At 53.7% G+C, this 18,560-nt stretch carries 14 protein-coding genes and 1 pseudogene (1 of these 15 running past the window's edge); 12 read left to right on the plus strand and 3 right to left on the minus strand.

Features of this window, described 5'->3' with window-relative positions; translation table 11 throughout:
- Positions 1 to 1,037 carry the 5' portion of an omega-aminotransferase AptA gene (gene aptA / locus BLV61_RS11820; protein WP_047537151.1) on the minus strand. It extends 313 nt beyond the left edge of the window, so the window shows 1,037 of its 1,350 coding nt (coding positions 1–1,037); its start codon is at positions 1,035 to 1,037; its stop codon lies off the left edge, out of view.
- Positions 1,038 to 1,176: 139 nt separating this feature from the next.
- Between aptA and BLV61_RS11825 the strand changes: the two genes are divergently transcribed.
- The 8 genes from BLV61_RS11825 to BLV61_RS11860 all read left to right on the plus strand — a co-directional run bounded on the left by BLV61_RS11825 (position 1,177) and on the right by BLV61_RS11860 (position 9,983).
- The gene (locus BLV61_RS11825) at positions 1,177 to 2,097 is read left to right on the plus strand and encodes a LysR family transcriptional regulator (RefSeq protein ID WP_047537148.1); all 921 of its coding nucleotides are present in this window, start codon (positions 1,177 to 1,179) and stop codon (positions 2,095 to 2,097) included.
- Positions 2,098 to 2,189: 92 nt separating this feature from the next.
- Entirely contained in the window at positions 2,190 to 2,840 is a 651-nt protein-coding gene (locus BLV61_RS11830; protein ID WP_047537145.1) for a TetR/AcrR family transcriptional regulator, read from the plus strand.
- Between the two features lie 7 nt (positions 2,841 to 2,847).
- On the plus strand, positions 2,848 to 3,429 hold the full coding sequence (locus BLV61_RS11835; RefSeq protein ID WP_090465115.1) for an IMPACT family protein: 582 nt from the start codon (positions 2,848 to 2,850) through the stop codon (positions 3,427 to 3,429).
- Positions 3,430 to 3,962: 533 nt separating this feature from the next.
- Positions 3,963 to 5,528 carry an ABC transporter ATP-binding protein gene (locus BLV61_RS11840; RefSeq protein ID WP_090465118.1) on the plus strand — a complete coding sequence of 522 codons (1,566 nt, stop codon included), beginning with the start codon at positions 3,963 to 3,965 and terminating at the stop codon, positions 5,526 to 5,528.
- An 11-nt stretch (positions 5,529 to 5,539) separates the two neighbouring features.
- Positions 5,540 to 6,646 (plus strand): ABC transporter permease, encoded by a 1,107-nt coding sequence (locus tag BLV61_RS11845; protein WP_047537136.1) that lies wholly within the window; start codon positions 5,540 to 5,542, stop codon positions 6,644 to 6,646.
- The gene (locus BLV61_RS11850) at positions 6,646 to 7,572 is read left to right on the plus strand and encodes an ABC transporter permease (RefSeq protein WP_090465121.1); all 927 of its coding nucleotides are present in this window, start codon (positions 6,646 to 6,648) and stop codon (positions 7,570 to 7,572) included. Before BLV61_RS11845 ends, BLV61_RS11850 begins: the two co-directional genes overlap by 1 nt.
- Before the next feature lie 110 nt (positions 7,573 to 7,682).
- On the plus strand, positions 7,683 to 8,372 hold the full coding sequence (locus BLV61_RS11855) for an SDR family oxidoreductase (protein ID WP_090465123.1): 690 nt from the start codon (positions 7,683 to 7,685) through the stop codon (positions 8,370 to 8,372).
- Positions 8,373 to 8,624: 252 nt separating this feature from the next.
- Positions 8,625 to 9,983 (plus strand): 8-oxoguanine deaminase, encoded by a 1,359-nt coding sequence (locus tag BLV61_RS11860; RefSeq protein ID WP_090465126.1) that lies wholly within the window; start codon positions 8,625 to 8,627, stop codon positions 9,981 to 9,983.
- Positions 9,984 to 10,097: 114 nt separating this feature from the next.
- Here the strand turns inward: BLV61_RS11860 and BLV61_RS11865 are convergent.
- Positions 10,098 to 10,871: pseudogene (locus BLV61_RS11865) on the minus strand (calcium:cation antiporter); the annotation flags it as partial.
- A gap of 143 nt (positions 10,872 to 11,014) precedes the next feature.
- On the opposite strand from BLV61_RS11865, the gene BLV61_RS30885 reads away from it, so the two are divergent.
- From BLV61_RS30885 to BLV61_RS11885, 4 genes are read left to right on the plus strand one after another with little or no spacing between them, the layout of a single operon-like run.
- Positions 11,015 to 13,111: a hypothetical protein gene (locus BLV61_RS30885; protein ID WP_139213624.1), complete on the plus strand. Its 2,097-nt coding sequence runs from the start codon at positions 11,015 to 11,017 to the stop codon at positions 13,109 to 13,111.
- A gap of 25 nt (positions 13,112 to 13,136) precedes the next feature.
- Positions 13,137 to 15,317 (plus strand): hypothetical protein, encoded by a 2,181-nt coding sequence (locus BLV61_RS11875; protein WP_090465131.1) that lies wholly within the window; start codon positions 13,137 to 13,139, stop codon positions 15,315 to 15,317.
- Positions 15,298 to 15,846 (plus strand): hypothetical protein, encoded by a 549-nt coding sequence (locus BLV61_RS11880; protein WP_139213625.1) that lies wholly within the window; start codon positions 15,298 to 15,300, stop codon positions 15,844 to 15,846. The genes BLV61_RS11875 and BLV61_RS11880 overlap by 20 nt, the downstream gene beginning before the upstream one ends.
- Positions 15,839 to 17,302 carry a hypothetical protein gene (locus BLV61_RS11885; RefSeq protein ID WP_139213626.1) on the plus strand — a complete coding sequence of 488 codons (1,464 nt, stop codon included), beginning with the start codon at positions 15,839 to 15,841 and terminating at the stop codon, positions 17,300 to 17,302. The genes BLV61_RS11880 and BLV61_RS11885 overlap by 8 nt, the downstream gene beginning before the upstream one ends.
- Before the next feature lie 120 nt (positions 17,303 to 17,422).
- On the opposite strand, the gene BLV61_RS31430 is transcribed toward BLV61_RS11885, so the two are convergent.
- A complete protein-coding gene (locus tag BLV61_RS31430; RefSeq protein WP_208604208.1) occupies positions 17,423 to 18,370 on the minus strand; it encodes a hypothetical protein in 948 nt (315 codons plus the stop codon).
- Positions 18,371 to 18,560 lie beyond the last annotated feature (190 nt).

Consider the following 18,560-nt stretch of genomic DNA (forward strand, 5'->3'; position numbering starts at 1 on the left):
AACAGGTCCAGTGCTGCGAGGCCCGCGGCGCACGCCACCGGGTGTGCGGAATAGGTATAGCCGTGCGGGAATTCCACCGCGTATTCAGGGGTCGGCTGATTCATGAACGTCTGGTAGATCTCGGAACTGGCAATCACCGCGCCCATCGGGATCGCACCGTTGGTGACTTGCTTGGCAATGCACATCAGATCCGGGGTCACGCCAAAGGTGTCGGCACCAAACATGTTGCCGGTACGGCCGAAACCGGTGATCACTTCGTCGAACACCAACAGGATGCTGTGCTGATCGCAGATCTCGCGCAGACGCTTGAGGTAACCCTGTGGCGGAACCAGCACGCCAGCGGAGCCGGCCATTGGCTCGACGAATACCGCTGCGATGTTCGACGCGTCATGCAGTTCGATCAGCTTCAGCAGTTCGTCTGCCAAGGCGATACCACCCTGCTCCGGCATGCCACGGGAGAACGCATTGCTCGCCAGCAACGTGTGCGGCAAGTGATCGACGTCCATCATCGCCTGGCCGAACATTTTGCGGTTGCCGTTCACACCGCCGAGGCTGGTGCCGGCGATGTTCACGCCGTGATAGCCGCGGGCACGGCCAATCATCTTGGTCTTGGTCGACTGGCCCTTCAGGCGCCAGTAGGCACGGACCATCTTCACGGCGGTATCGGCGCACTCGGAACCCGAGTCGGTGAAGAACACGTGGTTCAGGTTACCCGGCGTCAGATCCGTGATTTTTTCTGCCAGCTGGAACGACAGCGGATGGCCGTACTGGAAGCCCGGCGAGTAATCGAGGGTACCCAGTTGCTTGGCGACTGCTTCCTGGATTTCCTTGCGGGTGTGCCCGGCGCCGCAGGTCCACAGACCGGACAGCGAGTCATAAACCTTGCGGCCCTTATCGTCGATCAGCCAGCTGCCTTCCGCGCCGACAATCAAACGCGGATCGCGCTGGAAGCTACGGTTGGCGGTGTATGGCATCCAGTGAGCATCGAGCTTGAGCTGGCTGGCCAGAGAAGTCGGGGCGTTTTCGGGCAAGTTCATGAGCGAAACCTCGCAAGGCAATAAGCGGCGTAGGGATTGAAAACCGTTGTTGCAGCTAAGTTGCCACGGCGATAAAGTCGGTGAAATGCAACTTTTGTAACCTTCAGTCTGCCATTCACTAAACATTCGAGTAGCCCGCATGAGCATTCGCCGTCCCGATCCACTGGCTCAAGTCAGCGACTTCGATATCCGCCTGTTGCGGATTTTTCGCAGTGTGGTCGAATGTGGCGGCTTTTCCGCGGCTGAAAGCGTGCTCGGCATCGGTCGTTCGGCCATTAGCCAGCAGATGAGCGACCTGGAACAGCGCCTCGGCCTGCGCCTGTGCCAACGCGGTCGCGCCGGCTTTTCCCTGACGGAGGAAGGGCGCGAGGTTTACCAATCGGCATTGCAGCTATTGAGTGCACTGGAAAGTTTCCGCACCGAGGTCAACGGCCTGCACCAGCACTTGCGCGGTGAATTGACCATCGGGTTGACCGACAACCTGGTCACCCTGCCCCACATGCGTATCACCCATGCGCTCGCGCAATTGAAAGAGCGCGGCCCGGACGTGCAAATCCAGATCCGCATGATCGCGCCCAACGAGGTGGAACAAGGTGTACTCGACGGTCGCCTGCACGTCGGCGTGGTGCCACAGGCGAGCGCACTGTCGGGACTGGAATATCAACCGCTCTACAGCGAACGTTCGTTGCTGTACTGCGCGGTTGGCCATCCGCTGTTCTATGTCGATGACAAACAATTGGATGATGAACGCCTGAACAGTCAGGACGCCATTGCGCCGACCTTTCGTTTGCCCGCGGAAATCCAGGCCCATTATCAGGCGCTCAACTGCACCGCCAGTGCCTCCGACCGCGAAGGCATGGCGTTCCTGATCCTGACCGGGCGCTACATCGGTTACTTGCCGGACCACTACGCCAGCCTTTGGGTGCAACAAGGCCGGTTACGCGCCCTGAAACCCAACGCGCGCTTTTATGACCTGAGCCTCGCCTCGGTCACGCGCAAGGGCCGTCGCCCTCATCTGGTGCTGGAAAGCTTCCTCGAAAGCCTGGCCGCCACGCGCTGAACAAACGCAAATCCTGCGACGGGACTTGTCTGAAGCCCATGGGTGCGCTATCAACGCACTGGATGCACCCACCCACTTGTCCGGAAGTGCCTATGACCTTTGAAGTCCCAGCCCACGGTGGAAAACCCGCCAGCCGCATTCGTCAGAAGAACGAAGAGACCATCATCAAAGCCGCCGAAGACGAGTTCGCCCGTCACGGGTTCAAAGGCACCAGCATGAACACCATCGCCCTGAATGCCGGGTTGCCAAAGGCGAACCTGCATTATTACTTCACCAACAAACTCGGTTTGTACGTGGCGGTGCTGAGTAACATCCTGCAATTGTGGGACAGCACCTTCAACACCTTGACCGCCGAGGACGATCCGGCTGAAGCCCTGACCCGCTACATCCGCGCCAAAATGGAATTCTCCCGGCGTCAACCGCAGGCGTCACGCATCTTCGCCATGGAAGTCATCAGCGGTGGCGAATGCCTGACCGAGTATTTCAACCAGGACTATCGCAGCTGGTTCCAGGGTCGGGCCGCCGTGTTTCAAGCGTGGATCGATGCTGGCAAAATGGACCCGGTCGATCCGGTGCACCTGATCTTCCTGCTGTGGGGCAGCACCCAGCATTACGCCGACTTCGCCACCCAGATTTGCCGTGTCAGCGGGCGCAGCAAGTTGACCAGGCAGGACATGGAAGACGCCGGCAACAACCTGATCCGTATCATCCTCAAGGGCTGTGGCCTGACTCCGACTATTTAAGACACCTATGCCTTTTACCCTCAGTGGTTTTTGCGAATACCGCGAAGAAATTCGCAAAAGCCGCTTCATTACCTTCGCCGCGCCGATCACCAGCCCCGCTGAAGCCCAGGCATTCATCGCACAACACAGCGACTTGAATGCCACGCACAACTGTTGGGCATGGAAAATCGGCGATCAATACCGCAGCACCGACGACGGCGAACCGGGCGGCACGGCTGGCCGACCGATTCTGGCCGCGATCGATGCTCAGGATTGCGACCAGGTCGTGGTACTGGTGATTCGTTGGTATGGCGGCATTCAACTCGGTACCGGCGGACTCGCCCGGGCGTACGGCGGCGGTGCGAACAAATGCCTGCAGCCAGCACCGAAGATCGAATTGATCACTCGGGTGCCATTGAGCTGTGCCTGTGGGTTTAGTGAGTTGGCCCTGGTGAAGCTGCGGGTGGCCGAACTCGGTGGTCTGGTGGTGGACGAAAACTTCACGGCCAATGGTGTGGAACTGCAGTTGGCGGTCGGTGCAAGTCAGATTGATACCCTGCAATCCCAGCTCGCCGACTTGAGTCGGGGACGCATTTTGTTGGAGCGTTGAGGCCTGCATTTTTTTGGGGCGCGCCGATTTTTCACTTATTCCATACTTGCCCACATCAGCTGTGCACCCGACTGTGGATAACCTGAGCACATACTGCTGTAACCCTTCTGTCATGCGGCTTTCAGGGCTTTGCTCACTTTTCGTCCAATTCGACATTGAAAACGCCAAATCCACGTAAAAACAATTAGTTAGAGCGGTTTATCACCTTTAGAAGATAGCCGTCGCGCGCTTATGCCCTCCCTTTGAGCTTGCGCACAAATACTGTGGAGCAATCTGTGGATAACCCGTTCATGGCCGCTGCCGCACCATGCCGGACATGGCTTACGCTCAACTGCTCATTTTTTGATCAAAGGCTGCCGAGCGAAAGCGGAGCCCGATCAAAGGCTTTGCCCTCAAGTGGTGCCGAATTCGGGAGGACTCCCAGCGGAGCCGCCTGCGCAACGCCTTGACGCATGGCGGTTTGACAATTTCCTGACCCAATGGCCAGAAAATTGCTTTATCCACAGGCACACGTCCATAGCACTGAGCCTGTCATGCCCAATCCCGTGCCACTCCCCCTTCAAGCGCCACGCTTGCAACTGCGCAGCATCAGCAAGCGCTACCCAGGCTGCCTGGCCAACGATGACATCGACCTGAGCATCGCCCCGGGCGAAATCCATGCCCTGCTCGGTGAAAACGGTGCGGGCAAAAGTACGCTCATGAAGATCATCTACGGCGTCGTCCACGCTGACGCGGGGGAGCTGATCTGGCAGGGACAACGCGTGACCATGCGCAACCCGGCTCAGGCGCGCAACCTCGGAATCGGCATGGTGTTCCAGCATTTCTCGTTGTTCGAAACCCTGAGCGTGGCGCAGAACATCGCGTTGGCCATGGGCGCAGCGGCGGGCACGCCGAAACAACTTGAACCGAAGATCCGTGAAGTCTCACAGCGTTATGGCATGGCGCTGGAACCGGAACGACTTGTCCACAGCCTCTCCATCGGCGAACGGCAACGGGTGGAAATCATTCGCTGCCTGATGCAGGACATCCGCCTGCTGATCCTCGACGAACCGACTTCGGTGCTGACCCCGCAGGAGGCCGACGATTTGTTCATCACCCTGCGCAGGCTCGCCGCCGAGGGCTGCAGCATTCTGTTTATCAGCCACAAGCTCGGCGAAGTCCGCGCCCTGTGCCACAGCGCAACAGTACTGCGAGGCGGCCGGGTGGCTGGGCAATGCGTGCCTGCCGAATGTTCAGACTCGCAATTGGCGCGACTGATGGTGGGCGAGGCCGCAGAACTGATCACCGATTATCCAAAGGTGCGCGGCGCTCAGGCCTTCTTGAAGGTCAAAGACTTGTCCTGGCATAACCCCGACCCGTTTGGCTGTTCACTGAAAAACATCAACCTTGAGGTGCGCAGCGGCGAAATCTTCGGCATCGCCGGGGTGGCCGGCAATGGCCAGGACGAATTGCTGGCCTTGCTCAGCGGTGAAGAACGGCTGACCCGCGACGAGGGCACAACGATCTGCTTTGGCAGCGAAGCGGTGGCCCATTTGCGCCCCGACGCGCGTCGCCTGCGCGGCCAGGCGTTCGTCCCCGCCGAACGCCTGGGCCACGGCGCCGTGCCGGAACTGAGCCTGGCGGATAACGCCCTGCTCACGGCATTTCAACAAGGGCTGGTCAGTCACGGCCTGGTGCAGCGCGGCAAAGTCGAAGCGCTGGCCGAAGAGATCATCCGTCGCTTCGGGGTCAAGACACCGGACAGCCAAACCCCGGCCCGCAGCCTGTCGGGCGGTAACCTGCAGAAGTTCATCCTCGGCCGGGAGATCCTCCAGCAACCGAAGCTGCTGGTGGCCGCCCACCCGACCTGGGGCGTGGATGTCGGCGCCGCCGCCACCATTCACCGGGCGCTGATTGCCTTGCGCGATGCCGGCGCGGCGATCCTGGTGATCTCCGAAGACCTCGACGAGTTGTTCCAGATCAGCGACCGCCTCGCCGCCTTGTGCGGCGGACGATTGTCGCCACTGCGCGCCACGGTCGACACCCGCCTGATCGATGTCGGCGGCTGGATGGCCGGCCGCTTCGACGCCCCTCAATCACCTGTATCCGCAACGCTTTAACGGAGTGTCACATGCTGCTTTCTCTTGAACCCCGTGGCCAGCAATCGCGCCTGATGTTGTGGTGTTCGCCGATGCTCGCGGCGGTCCTGACGCTGAGCTGTGGCTCGCTGCTGTTCATCGCACTGGGGCATGACCCGCTGCTGACGCTGCACACCTTGCTGATCGCACCGGTCAGCGACTGGTATGGCGTATCCGAATTGCTGGTCAAGGCCTTGCCCATTCTGCTCTGCGCACTGGGCCTGGCGGTGGCCTATCAGGCGCGGATCTGGAACATCGGCGCCGAAGGTCAACTGTTGCTCGGTGCACTGGCCGGCAGTGCGCTGGCGGTAAACATCATCGATATGCAAAGCCGTTGGGCGCTGGTACTGATCCTGCTCACCGGCACCTTCGCTGGCGCGGCATGGGCCGGTCTGACCGCATGGTTGCGCACGCGCTTCAATGCCAATGAAATCCTCACCAGCATCATGCTCAATTACATCGCCCTGAACCTCTTGCTGTATTGCGTTCATGGCCCGCTGAAAGACCCGGAAGGCTTCAACTTTCCGCAGTCGGCGATGTTCGGCGATGCCAGTCGCTTGCCGTTGCTGACAGAGGATGGTCGAGTGCATGCCGGGGTGTATTTCGCCCTGCTCGCGCTGGTGGCGGTGTGGGTGTTGTTGCAGAAAAGCTTTGTCGGTTTCCAGATCAAAGTACTTGGGCTGGACAAGCGCGCGGCCGGTTTCGTCGGCTTTCGCGAAAAGCGCCTGATCTGGCTCGCGCTGTTGATCAGCGGGGGGCTGGCGGGGCTGGCCGGCGTCTGCGAAGTCACCGGCCCGATCGGTCAATTGGTGCCACAAGTGTCGCCCGGCTACGGCTACGCGGCGATCACCGTGGCCTTTCTCGGTCGTTTGAATCCTGTCGGTATTCTGTTTTCCAGCCTGTTGATGGCGCTGCTGTACATCGGTGGCGAGAGCGCGCAAATGAGCCTGAACCTGCCCCAGGCGATCACGCAATTGTTCCAGGGGATGATGCTGTTTTTCCTGCTGGCCAGTGATGTGCTGATTCTCTATCGCCCGCGTTTGAACCTGCGCTGGACCCGCCGCGCCCCCACCACCGCCGTACACGCAGGAGCGCTGTGATGGATATCGATCTGCTGAGCAATATTTTCTACGCCATGGTGCGCTGCGGCACACCCTTGCTGCTGGTGGCGCTGGGTGAACTGATCTGCGAGAAAAGCGGCGTACTCAATCTGGGCCAGGAAGGCATGATGCTGTTTGGCGCGGTGATCGGTTTCATCGTCGCATTCAGTACCGGCCACTTGTGGCTGGGGGTGTTGCTGGCGATGCTGGCCGGGATGCTGTTGTCCTCGCTGTTTGCACTGGTGGCGCTGGTGTTCAATGCCAATCAGGTGGCCACCGGCCTGGCGCTGACGATTTTTGGCGTGGGCCTGTCGACCTTCGTCGGCGCGGCATGGGTCGGTAAACCACTGGCGGGTTTCGAACCCTTGGCGATCCCTTACTTGAGTGAAATTCCGCTGATCGGACGCATGCTGTTTGCCCAGGATCTGCTGGTGTATCTGTCGTTCGCCCTGTTTGCGCTGGTGGCCTGGGTGATTCTGAAAAGCCGCGTCGGGCTGATTATCCAGGCAGTCGGGGAAAACCCGGATGCGGCCAGTGCCATGGGCTTGCCAGTGCTGGGCGTGCGCGCATTGGCGGTGTTGTTTGGCGGTGCGATGGCGGGGTTGGCCGGGGCGTATCTGTCCCTGGCGTACACGCCCATGTGGGCGGAAAACATGAGCGCCGGACGCGGCTGGATTGCCCTGGCACTGGTGGTGTTTGCCAGTTGGCGGGTGTGGCGACTGCTGCTCGGCGCCTACCTGTTCGGGCTCGCCAGCATTCTGCATCTGGTGGCGCAGGGATTGGGGCTGGCGATTCCATCGAGCCTGCTGGCGATGCTGCCGTACGTGGCGACCATTGTGGTGCTGGTGCTGTTGTCCCGGGATGTGGTGCGCACCCGGTTGTATGCGCCGGTGTCGTTGGGGCAGCCGTGGCAGGCTGGGCGTTAGTCTGAACAACAGACAACAACGGACTCGACGCCTGGCATCCAGCGATGCAGCATAGGCTCAACCCGCGTGCCCATCGAGTCCGCGACGCTCAACTTTCAAGGAAGCCCATCATGTCCACGGCAAAAACCGCACTCATCATCGGCGCCTCCCGGGGCTTGGGCCTCGGGCTGGTGAAAACCCTGCTGGCCGACGGCTGGCAAGTCACCGCCACCGTGCGTAACCCGCAGAACGCCAATGCCTTGCAGGCCTTGGGCAAGGTGCGGATCGAGAAGCTCGACATGGACGACCAGCAAGCGGTGATCGCATTGAGCCAACAGCTCAAAGGCGAAGTGTTCGACCTGCTGTTCGTCAATGCCGGGGTCAAGGGCCCTGACGTGCAGACGCCGAACGGCGGTGCGACGCTGGCCGACGTCGGTCAGCTGTTTTTCACCAACGCCGTCGCGCCGATCAACCTGGCTCAGCGTTTCATCGGGCAGATCCGGCCGGATACCGGCGTGCTGGCGTTCATGAGTTCGGTGCTCGGCAGCGTGACCATGCCGGATGCGCCGGAACTGGCGCTGTACAAGGCCAGCAAAGCGGCGCTGAACTCCATGACCAACAGCTTCGTCACCCAGTTGGGCGAGCAGAAGCTGACTGTGTTGTCGCTGCATCCGGGCTGGGTGAAGACCGACATGGGCGGTGAAGGTGCCGACATCGACGTTGAAACCAGCACCCGCGGCCTGGTGGATCAGGTGAATGCGTATGTCGGCAAGGGCGGGCATCATTTTGTGAATTACCGGGGCGAAACCATTCCCTGGTAACACACAACCCCCTGTGGGAGCGGGCTTGCCCGCGATGACGGAGTGTCAGTCGATATCGTTGGCACCTGATACACCGCTATCGCGGGCAAGCCCGCTCCCACAGGGGCTCCGGTTGCTCTGTCGGACGAGGCTTGCCGGGAAAGCCGTTTTGATCGAAACTCCGCACCTCGCCTCCCCGGCGACCCTGGATCAGCAGACAGGGCAACACTGAGCTGGCAACCCTGAACCCCACTTTCAGAGGAGCCGGCCAACATGCCTGCGACCCGTACCTGGTTAAAAAATCCCCTCGCCATTTTCACGGCCAACGGTCTCGATGCCCGTGGCGGCCTGGTGCTGCAAGACGGTGTGATCGTCGAAGTGCTCAGCCTCGGTCAACAACCTTCGGCACCGTGCAATGAAGTGTTCGACGCCCGCGAGCACGTGATCCTGCCTGGCCTGATCAACACCCATCACCATTTCTATCAAACCCTGACCCGCGCCTGGGCGCCGGTGGTCAACCAGCCTTTGTTCCCGTGGCTGAAAACCCTGTACCCGGTCTGGGCCCGACTGACGCCGGAAAAACTGGCCCTCGCCACCAAAGTCGCGTTGGCCGAGTTGCTGCTGTCCGGTTGCACCACCGCCGCCGATCACCACTATCTGTTCCCCGAAGGCCTGGAAAATGCGATCGACGTGCAGGTTGAAAGCGTGCGCGAACTGGGCATGCGCGCCATGCTCACGCGTGGCTCCATGAGCCTCGGTGAAAAGGACGGCGGCCTGCCACCGCAACAAACCGTGCAGGAAGGCGAGGTGATTCTCGACGACAGCCAGCGCTTGATCGCCGAGTACCACGAACGCGGCGAAGGCGCACAAATCCAGATTGCCCTGGCGCCCTGCTCGCCGTTCTCCGTGACCCCGGAAATCATGTCTGCCAGTGCCGATCTGGCCAACAAACTTGACGTGCGCCTGCACACTCACTTGGCCGAAACCCTCGACGAAGAAGACTTCTGCCTGCAACGCTTTGGCCTGCGCACTGTGGATTACCTGGACAGCGTTGGCTGGCTCGGCCCGCGTACCTGGCTGGCCCACGGCATCCACTTCAACCCGGATGAAATCGCCCGCCTCGGCGCGGCCGGCACCGGCATTTGCCATTGCCCGAGCTCGAACATGCGCCTGGCCTCCGGCATCTGCCCGACCATCGAATTGACCGATGCCGGCGCGCTGCTCGGCCTTGGCGTGGATGGCTCGGCCTCCAACGATGCGTCGAACATGATGCTTGAAACCCGGCAGGCGCTGTACATCCAGCGTCTGCGCTACGGTGCCGAGAAGATCACGCCGGAACGCGTACTGGGTTGGGCGACCAAAGGTTCGGCGAGCCTGTTGGGCCGTACCGATATCGGTGAGATTGCCGTGGGCAAGCAAGCCGACCTGGCGCTGTTCAAGCTCGACGAACTGCGTTTCTCCGGCAGCCACGATCCGGTATCGGCGCTACTGCTGTGCGGCGCGGATCGCGCGGACCGGGTGATGGTCGGCAGCAAATGGCGAGTGATTGACGGTCAGGTTGAAGGGCTCGACCTCAAAGGCTTGATCGCCGATCACAGCCAGGCTGCGCGGCAGTTGATCGCCGGGACCTGACACAACACCAATCAACTGTAGGAGCGAGCCTGCTCGCGATGGAGGATCAGTTACATGGATGTTGACTGACACACCATCGCGAGCAGGCTCGCTCCTACAAGGAATTTATGGTGTTCAAAGGCCCAGCAGCGACAACATGATAAACGTCGCAAACAGCACAAAGTGGGTCATGCCTTCGATGGCGTTGGTCTCGCCATCGTTAAGGTTGATTGCGCTGACGATCAGGGTGATGAAGATCATCACGGTCTGCACCGGCGTCATGGCCATCTGGAACGGCTGGCCGGTGTAAAGCGCCATCGCTTCCATCACCGGCACCGTCAGGATCACCGTCGACAGCGACGCGCCCAATGCGATGTTGACGACCGACTGCATGCGATTGGCCAGCGCCGCACGCAATGCCGTCAAAATCTCTGGGGCCGCGGAAATCGCCGCCACCAGGATTGCCGTTATCACCGGCGGCGCGCCTGTCCCTTCCAGGCCCAGATCGAGGGTCTTGGACATCACCTCGGCCAGTGCGCCAATCACCACCACACCGAACACCAGGATGCCGATGGACAACTTCAGGTTGATCGGTGCCGGTTCGCTTTCCTGAGGCTCCTTCTTGCGTCGCTTGTCCGGATAGCTGTAACTGAAAAAGTAACTGTGCGGACCAACCTGCATGCGCAGGAACAAGGTATACAGCACCACCATCGCACCGATGGTGAAGGCCGAATAGAGCTTCCAGTTGGCCTCGGGAATGAACTCCGGCACCACCATCGACACCCCCATGGCGGTAAGAATCATCACGCTGTAGCTGCGCGCCGAATCATCGTTGTAGGACTGTTCGCCATGTTTGAGCCCGCCCATCAACGCCGCCAGACCGAGGATGCCGTTGATATCGAGCATAAGTGTTTTCTAGACATATTAATGGGTATACCAAACCTATACTCATTAAATATCAACGAGTTACGAGCCTTTTTTGACACTGAAAATTTGACACCGTCAATCGAGCAGCTACTTTTCAGGGAGACCTTCGCCAATGGCCAAATCCCATGCTCAGTTACGAAATCACCGACGACTCCCTGTATTTCAGTTGGCCAGACGACGAAACAATACTTGGGTTTCGCTCATCAACCCTGGCCGTTCCCCCTTGTTTTGACAGAGTTGCGCTCGTTCAAATGGCTGAAGGAATCAAAAGCTTGTGCCTGAGTAATGCTGTGACCAGCTATAGGGGCCACTTCAGGTCTGCAAGAAACATTTTCAGCCAGGTTAAAAGCGATTCCCGACCGTTTCCGCCTGAACCAGAAAACTGGGACAGCTTTGTCTTATCGCATTACGGTAATTTCCTTACAGATTCTCGGCGGAAATACAAAACAAGAATTGACCATTGGTCAGGAATTGCTTTTCTCTACAAGAAGCTCCAACGCAGCGGATTTATTCCCTCAGATGTTTATATTCCTAATGAAACGCTTTCCTCTAATGCGACATCCGATGGTAACAATGGCAACCCACTTGGCCATGAACGTGAAAGGGCCCCCATACCAAAGGACATCGAATGCTTGTTACCAAAAAAATATCTAATCGAGGATGGCTTAAGCCTAAATGATGACGCATATCTTCTGAATCTCAAAAAGACCCTAGACCTTCGGACAGACACAGTTGTTAATTGCTGCGTCGACTACTGGAAAAAAATGCTTCGGTGCCATGAGAAAGGTAGAATTATTATTGAAAGCATTCCAACTCAAGAAATAGAAGATGTGTTGTCTTCAGGCTGCTTCCACAAAAACGGTAAACATCTTGCAGATCCTTCTACAGAAAATGGAATGCGCTGGTTTCTCGCTACAGCGTACTATTACTTAAATTTCACCGATGAGCTTCCAACTTTAACTTATAAAGGGCTTAAAAGAATACCATTTTTCCACGGTGTCATACAAAACTCGCACACCAGACCGAAACTCACTTCCGGTATATGGAAAATTGCTGGAGATGATGGCATTGAAAACAATCAGGTGATCGAAACATTTAATCGCCTACTAGGAAATCTCTCACCTAGAGACTGCGCGGTTGCTTGCGCGATTCTGATCACTGAAAATCCAACTTTCAACCCATCAGCACTCGGTAACGTTAAGCTCTATACCCAAGATGGAAAATTCTACCTCCGAGGAAACTCGGATACAAAACGCATTACTCTAAGTGTGAGTAAGCCGCGCGCTAGGGATCGGAAAGTTTCCGTTCTTCCACCTCTCAGCACACGAATTGTCGAATATGTGATTCTCTATACAAGATCTGTCAGAAAACGACTTCTTGATAAAAAGAAAAGCGGCTGGAGAAAACTTTTTCTAATTTCGACACGCTATCAGATGGGGTCTAACCCCGACTTTACCAAATCGCTTTCTACCAATCCAGGGCTTTCTCTGTACGACATTTACACATCGCAGCTAAAAAATGTCGGCATAACTCCATCCATGGTTAACCTGTATCGACTTAGATGTACCCAAGGAATTCTAGAATTTCTGCGAACAGGAAGTCTTCAGGCAGTTTCAGATCTACTAGGAAATTCCGTTCAAGTTGTTGAGGCCAAATACATTCCTAAATGGATGGTTCACCGCTGGAACACTAGACTGTTAAGAGTCCTACATCAAAAATTAATCCTTGTTTCCACCGAGGGCAGCCCATGGCAACAGGAGGCTTCTGATTTTGAAACAAGAGAAGATCTTCAGAACTTTATACGAAAAGTACTTCTGGGCTTAAATAGGGGTGACGCTTTGAGCGAAGCCATCCGCTCTCGACTGGGGCATTACGCTGCTGATCCAAGCTCGCTTATTCAGATGTTCGTAGAAAGTGAGATATTGTTTCAGTTATGTCCAAAAAGCCTGGCAGCGATTTATTCGTATGCAGACGTTATTGAAAAAATGCCACGCGAGGAAACAATGAAAATTGATCCCGGAACAGATCTCCCACTCTGGGTCTATGTAATCCTAAAAAAACTTTTTACCCAAACCGCTAATCTGGACTTTAATACCGCCTCGAACGCAGAAATCGCAATCGCGGACAGGATTGGAGGCGATTCATTGAGTTTATTAAAGAAAGCACATGCTGAAGCACAAAACCTAGCCAAGAAATTCCAGCCATTAGTCGAGGCTTTATAATGAACCCACTGATGGTAACTTCTGCATGAATGATCTCCAAACAAATTTAAACGAAGCACGCATCCGAGCCATGATCAATCAGGCCGAATCGAAAAGTAGATTAAACAAACGTGATTTTACGTATAAGGCTGACTGGTTGGTGTCGGGTGAAATAGGCAGTGATAAATGGGCAGTCAGCTTTCCAAATATTAATGAACCTACCTTTATTTACTTTAATCGTCTAATGCCGGACGGGAGCAGCTTAACCGACGAAAGTAATCAACGGCTTTTGACGACGCTACAAAAGTGGCTCTACCACTGTCGAATGGGAACTCTTACCGGCAAACTCGTCGCTCCAAGTCGCTGGATGAATTACCTCCAATTTTCGTTCAACCTAGCATCTTGGATAAAGCTACACCGATTCATTTATAAGCCTGAAGCAAATGGATTTATGCTGCTTGATACTGATGCTTGTGAAGCGATAGCTGATGAACTGAGTACAGGGGGCTGGAATTCGGCACTGCTACTCAAAGAAAGATTCATCACACATCTTTTTCAAGTGATTGAGACGCAGTGTACCCTTGAAGCAATCCTAGACAATTTAGACGAACTTGATGAGCAATTCAAGTCATCAGCCATTCGCTACTTTCAGGATAATAATTTGTACGCAGGTATCGCACAAGACAGTAATTACACGAAAGGAATGCTTTCTCGAGAATATATTGCAGAGGTCTTGGGAAAAGCACCTACAGCACTTCACGCGCCGAGCTTCAGATTATTTATTAGGCAATTCGAGCCAAAACTTACCAACGCAGATGTTTTGCAGGTCGGTACGCGCAAAAATCTTCATTACACCCAAAATACAAAATCGATAGAGGAAGCAGCCGATACCAGTTTGAGCGTTAAACACTTCAAAGATCAGCTTTACTTTATGAAGTTGTTTTTTAACGGGCATAGCAAATTGCCTGATGACATCCCAAAAATAGATATCGATATTGAATCTTTGGTCAAAGAATATGCGACCAACCTCAAAAGTCCGGGACACACTAATTTAATCCCGCTCACCATTGGTCTGGACGCGCTAAATGAAGCAGCGAAGTGGGTAACGGTATATGGCGAGGCAGTTGTAAACTCCTTGATTTTTTACATCGAGAAATTCAGAGAAATCGACGAAAATTATTCACTTTCTAAACAATCCGTGAAGAAGCAAGAGCTTTTTGAAGAAACTAAACATCTATGGATGACTAAGGATATAGAGGGATTGCCTGCCCAGCGCTTAGATGAAGCGTTGAACATTACCAAACTGCAAACCAAAAAGAAAAAAAACTTCCCAACTGGCGAAACGCACTATAAAGCTGTTATGGAAAGTTTTTTTGGCGCCTGCGCACTAGTCATCGGTATGCTCAAGCCAATTCGCAACAAGGAAATAAGCCATCTCGATCGGGCGTGCCTATGGCTTGATAATCCTGGCGGCGGAGCATTCTTGGAACATGAAGCCGGGAAAGCGGGCCAGATCGGAATTAACCCAGATATCATACGCCCGATACCATCACTGACTGCCCGAGCCATTCAACTCCTACAAGTTCTTGGCGTTGGACTCTCTAAAATTTATAATGATGAACGGCCTCACGCCGATAAACTGTTTTATATACCCGGCAGGGGTTTCAAGCTCCCGCCACCGAAATGCAATATGTGGAAAGTAAACTTATGTTTGAATAGCTTTTGCGAGATTATTAACACGCCAATAGACAAAAAAGGTCGCCGTTGGTATATCCGCGTGCACGAAATGCGAAAGTTCTTTCTCCTGATAACTCACCGCCACTACGGGGACGGGTCTAAAGAGTTGCTTAGATATTTAGCAGGGCACGCCGACCGGAGGAACATTGATGACTATACTGCTTATGACATATCCGATGCCGAAGCGATACGGTACGAATCCGAGTGTATCGACGACAAGCTTATTGCTTTAGAGTTGGGAATATTAACAAAAGAAGGAAATGATGGGTTAGTCGCTCTCTACGCCGAGTCACTTAAGCACTTCGATGCAACGAGCATTTCAACCATAAGCAAAAGCGAATTCATGAAATATTTAGACAAAGTGGGATATCGCTCCGACTTTGACATGAAAACTTATTCAATCAGGCTGGAAAATTACGACGCTGATGTCTATACCATCGATTTTGCTATTAAACTAGGCGAAAGAAAAGATGAGAAATACGACAAGTGATAATTTTAGACTTCGTCTAAAGTGGTTAGCAGAGATCACCGAGAGAAAAATCAATCCATCTAAACTGGAAATAAATGCGCTAAGCACAATGCGTCTTTTTTGTGGACTGAGGGTAGCAAAATGGTTCGATAAAATTTCGTTAAACTCATTAAAGAGCGCTGCATTAGAACTTAGCGAGCAGCAACGTGGACTGGATCTCTGGATTGATCTCAAGTCCATGAGGGCTGCAGCTTTCGCTTTGCATGTTCCCAACGCCGCTACTCCGCCAACCGCCCCTATGCCTTCCGCTGAAGACCAGGCAAAAAGCGCCTTACTAGATGCGCACATAAGCTCTATGGCTTATTTTGAACTTTACAAATTTATGTCACTTCTCGTCCAGCAAAACTCAAATAATGCAAGTGAAATATTGGCAAGTATTGATATAAAACTTCAGACCTCAAAAGCAAAACATTATTCTTTTCTGATACACCACAACAACTTTACCGCATCCAGCCTTACTGTGATCAAAGGAGGAAAAGACGGTGGGTAAGCAATTATATACCATTTATGAGAAAGCTAGGCTGCCTGGAAAGGCAATACCCATATACAAAAAAAACAAAGATAATTTCGTAGGAAAAACCAAAGTAATTAATAATTTGGTGCTGGTTCGATGGCCTAATGGACGCCCGTGCCATTTGATAAACATGTGGCTTACTCATATATGTGCTATTACCAATGCAACAGAAACCTCCAAAACATATGCCGCTCAAATTTCATCATTCGTTCGATACTGCTACAGGAACCAAGTTTCAATTACAGAGTTCACCGAACACAATTTCGTAGCCATGAAGGAATTTTTAGTTCAAGAAACGATTGTGACGCCATCCGGTGTACGACTGGCTCGTAACAACAACCAAACAATACAGATTCAAAAACGCACATTAGATTTCCTGCACTGGATAACCGACAATCACCCAGAAGTATCAATGTTTAAACTCGTCGGGGTCAAGGATACTGGTGCGAACATCACAGTAGAGGTAAAATTTAGCAAGCGGAGTGGAAGAAGCTATCTATATCACCCAGAAATAGTTTCGCCAGTCCCTTACAACGATGACAAAGTTCCAATCGACGAAGAAACCATCCAAAAACTCCAAAAGGAGATCATCCGAAAGCACGACGTGGAACATTTGCCAGCTCGCTCAAAACTCAAATCGATAAAAGATATCGACCTGTTCACAGCTACCAACATATATTTATATGAGCGACGTATGTGTCTTATTAGGACGATGAAACTTATGGGGCTTCGCCCAGAAGAGCTGCATGAACTCCCTTTGGAGCTAAATAACAACATCACGAGGACAAAGCAAATTACAGCCCCAACAAGGAAACGAGGCGATCCAAGCCTTGTTCGCAGATTTAAAATCGACTTTCCGTCCGCCCGACGTTTCAATCAATATCTAGAGGCTCGTCAAGAGTACATAGATTTTTTACGATCAAAAGGCATTTATTGCTTACAACCAAATAATTTTTTTATAGGTGAAAACGGCAAGGCACTAAAGAAATCGTCAATTACCAAGGAGTTTGATCGATTGTGCGAAGGTGCAGGCCTAACGAGTTCACGCGTATGCCTCTCAATGTTTAGGCATCGCTTTGTTACTCGCGAAATCAACATTAGGCTTGAAGCACGGTTCGCTAAAAATCCGCACCTAAAAAATGGATGCACGCCTGAACTTAGGGATAGCGTATGCCTAGAGGTGGCCGAACTTACAGGGCACGCCGATCCCGACTCACTGTACAGTTATTTTTACGCAGAATATAAGGCCATCACTTCGATCTCTAGCTATAGTGAAAAATTGAGGATTCGTGATGAACTCGAATCGGCTAAAGAGGACTTAGTCAATCTGGAGCACCAATCGCGGCTGCGAAAAATCGATTTGACGTCAGAACTCCAGTTGATAAGAACTCGTATAAATGAAATGCATTCAAAGCTGTTCGGATTTGAGTGAGCAAGGCTCAAGCGCAAAGATGGTAGGCGTACAGTGACGCGTAGTGCAAATGCATTAACTGTACGCTCTATATTCCTTAACGATTTCTCGTAACAATTTATATCCGCCTATAGAAAACGGTTACTCAGCCATAATTTTGTCCCATCGATGCTGGCAGTAACTACATTTACCTTCGGAGTACAACCGTTCTTCCAGGGATAGTGGCTCTTCGCAGTCTTCGCAACTGGAGTACTCCAGCTCACTGAAGCATGCCGCGCATTCACCCTCGTCAACCAACAACGCATCTTCTCCACATTCGGGGCATGCGCAGGTGACCGGTTCATCGCCATCCTTAACGCGCCAGTGATTTCGACCCGCCATACGAGCAGAAACAGCCGGCCCAACGACGGCTGCGTATAAAGCTTCCTCCTGACAACTGCTACAGATGAACGTGATAGCGTCACGCGTTGCTGTTGGATCAGTTACCTTCACCAGCCGAGATTCACATTCAGGGCAAACCATGGAATCAATAGATTCCGTTACAGCATCAAAAGGCCAACTTACCGAGTTGAGGTTTTCCTGGCAAGCTCTCAGCTCTGCTTCAAAAACCGCCGTGACACTAAGCATGAGATCCCAACATTCCTGTCCTAGAATGTCCACAGGTCGCTCATCTAAGTGAGGCTCACAAAACTGTGTTATAAGGTGCAACGCGTTCGCAACCGCTTCCTTCATGCGCTCGACAGGTAACTGGCTATAGTAGTGCTCAATATCGTTGCGAATATCTTGCAGCGCTTTGAGGAGCTTCCAGTCCACGCCAGTAATGCCCAAGGCATTCAGTCGCTCAATGATGTCCTGAACTTCAACAGTTTTTTTACCCTTTCCGATCCAAATAACCTCTCCGGTTGCAGGGTCAGTCACTGGGATAACCCTAGTCTTAAGAAGTGCTTCATCTGAATTTATAGGGCTTAGCTGCTGTAGCTTGTATTTGAATAGCAGAAGTATTCCCGCGTACAGATTTCGAATTGCGGAAAGCACTCTGCGATCATCATCTTCGTGGAAATCCTCCATCCCAACCTGGATGGATTCCACTGCATTCCTTAGCATCGACATAAGAAAAGCGTCCTCACAGTTTCAGGGCATGAGTGTAGCGCGTCCTCAGGGTCATGGAAGCACATATGACACCGTTCGCTGATGGAGAAAATCTCGAAGGTGGGGAGCTCTGGGCTCTGAGTCCGTAGGCTCTGGGTGAACGCTTCCAGACCCCTCGGGCGGTGTAGAG

It is taken from the genome of Pseudomonas mohnii (genome assembly GCF_900105115.1).
GTDB lineage: Bacteria > Pseudomonadota > Gammaproteobacteria > Pseudomonadales > Pseudomonadaceae > Aquipseudomonas > Aquipseudomonas mohnii.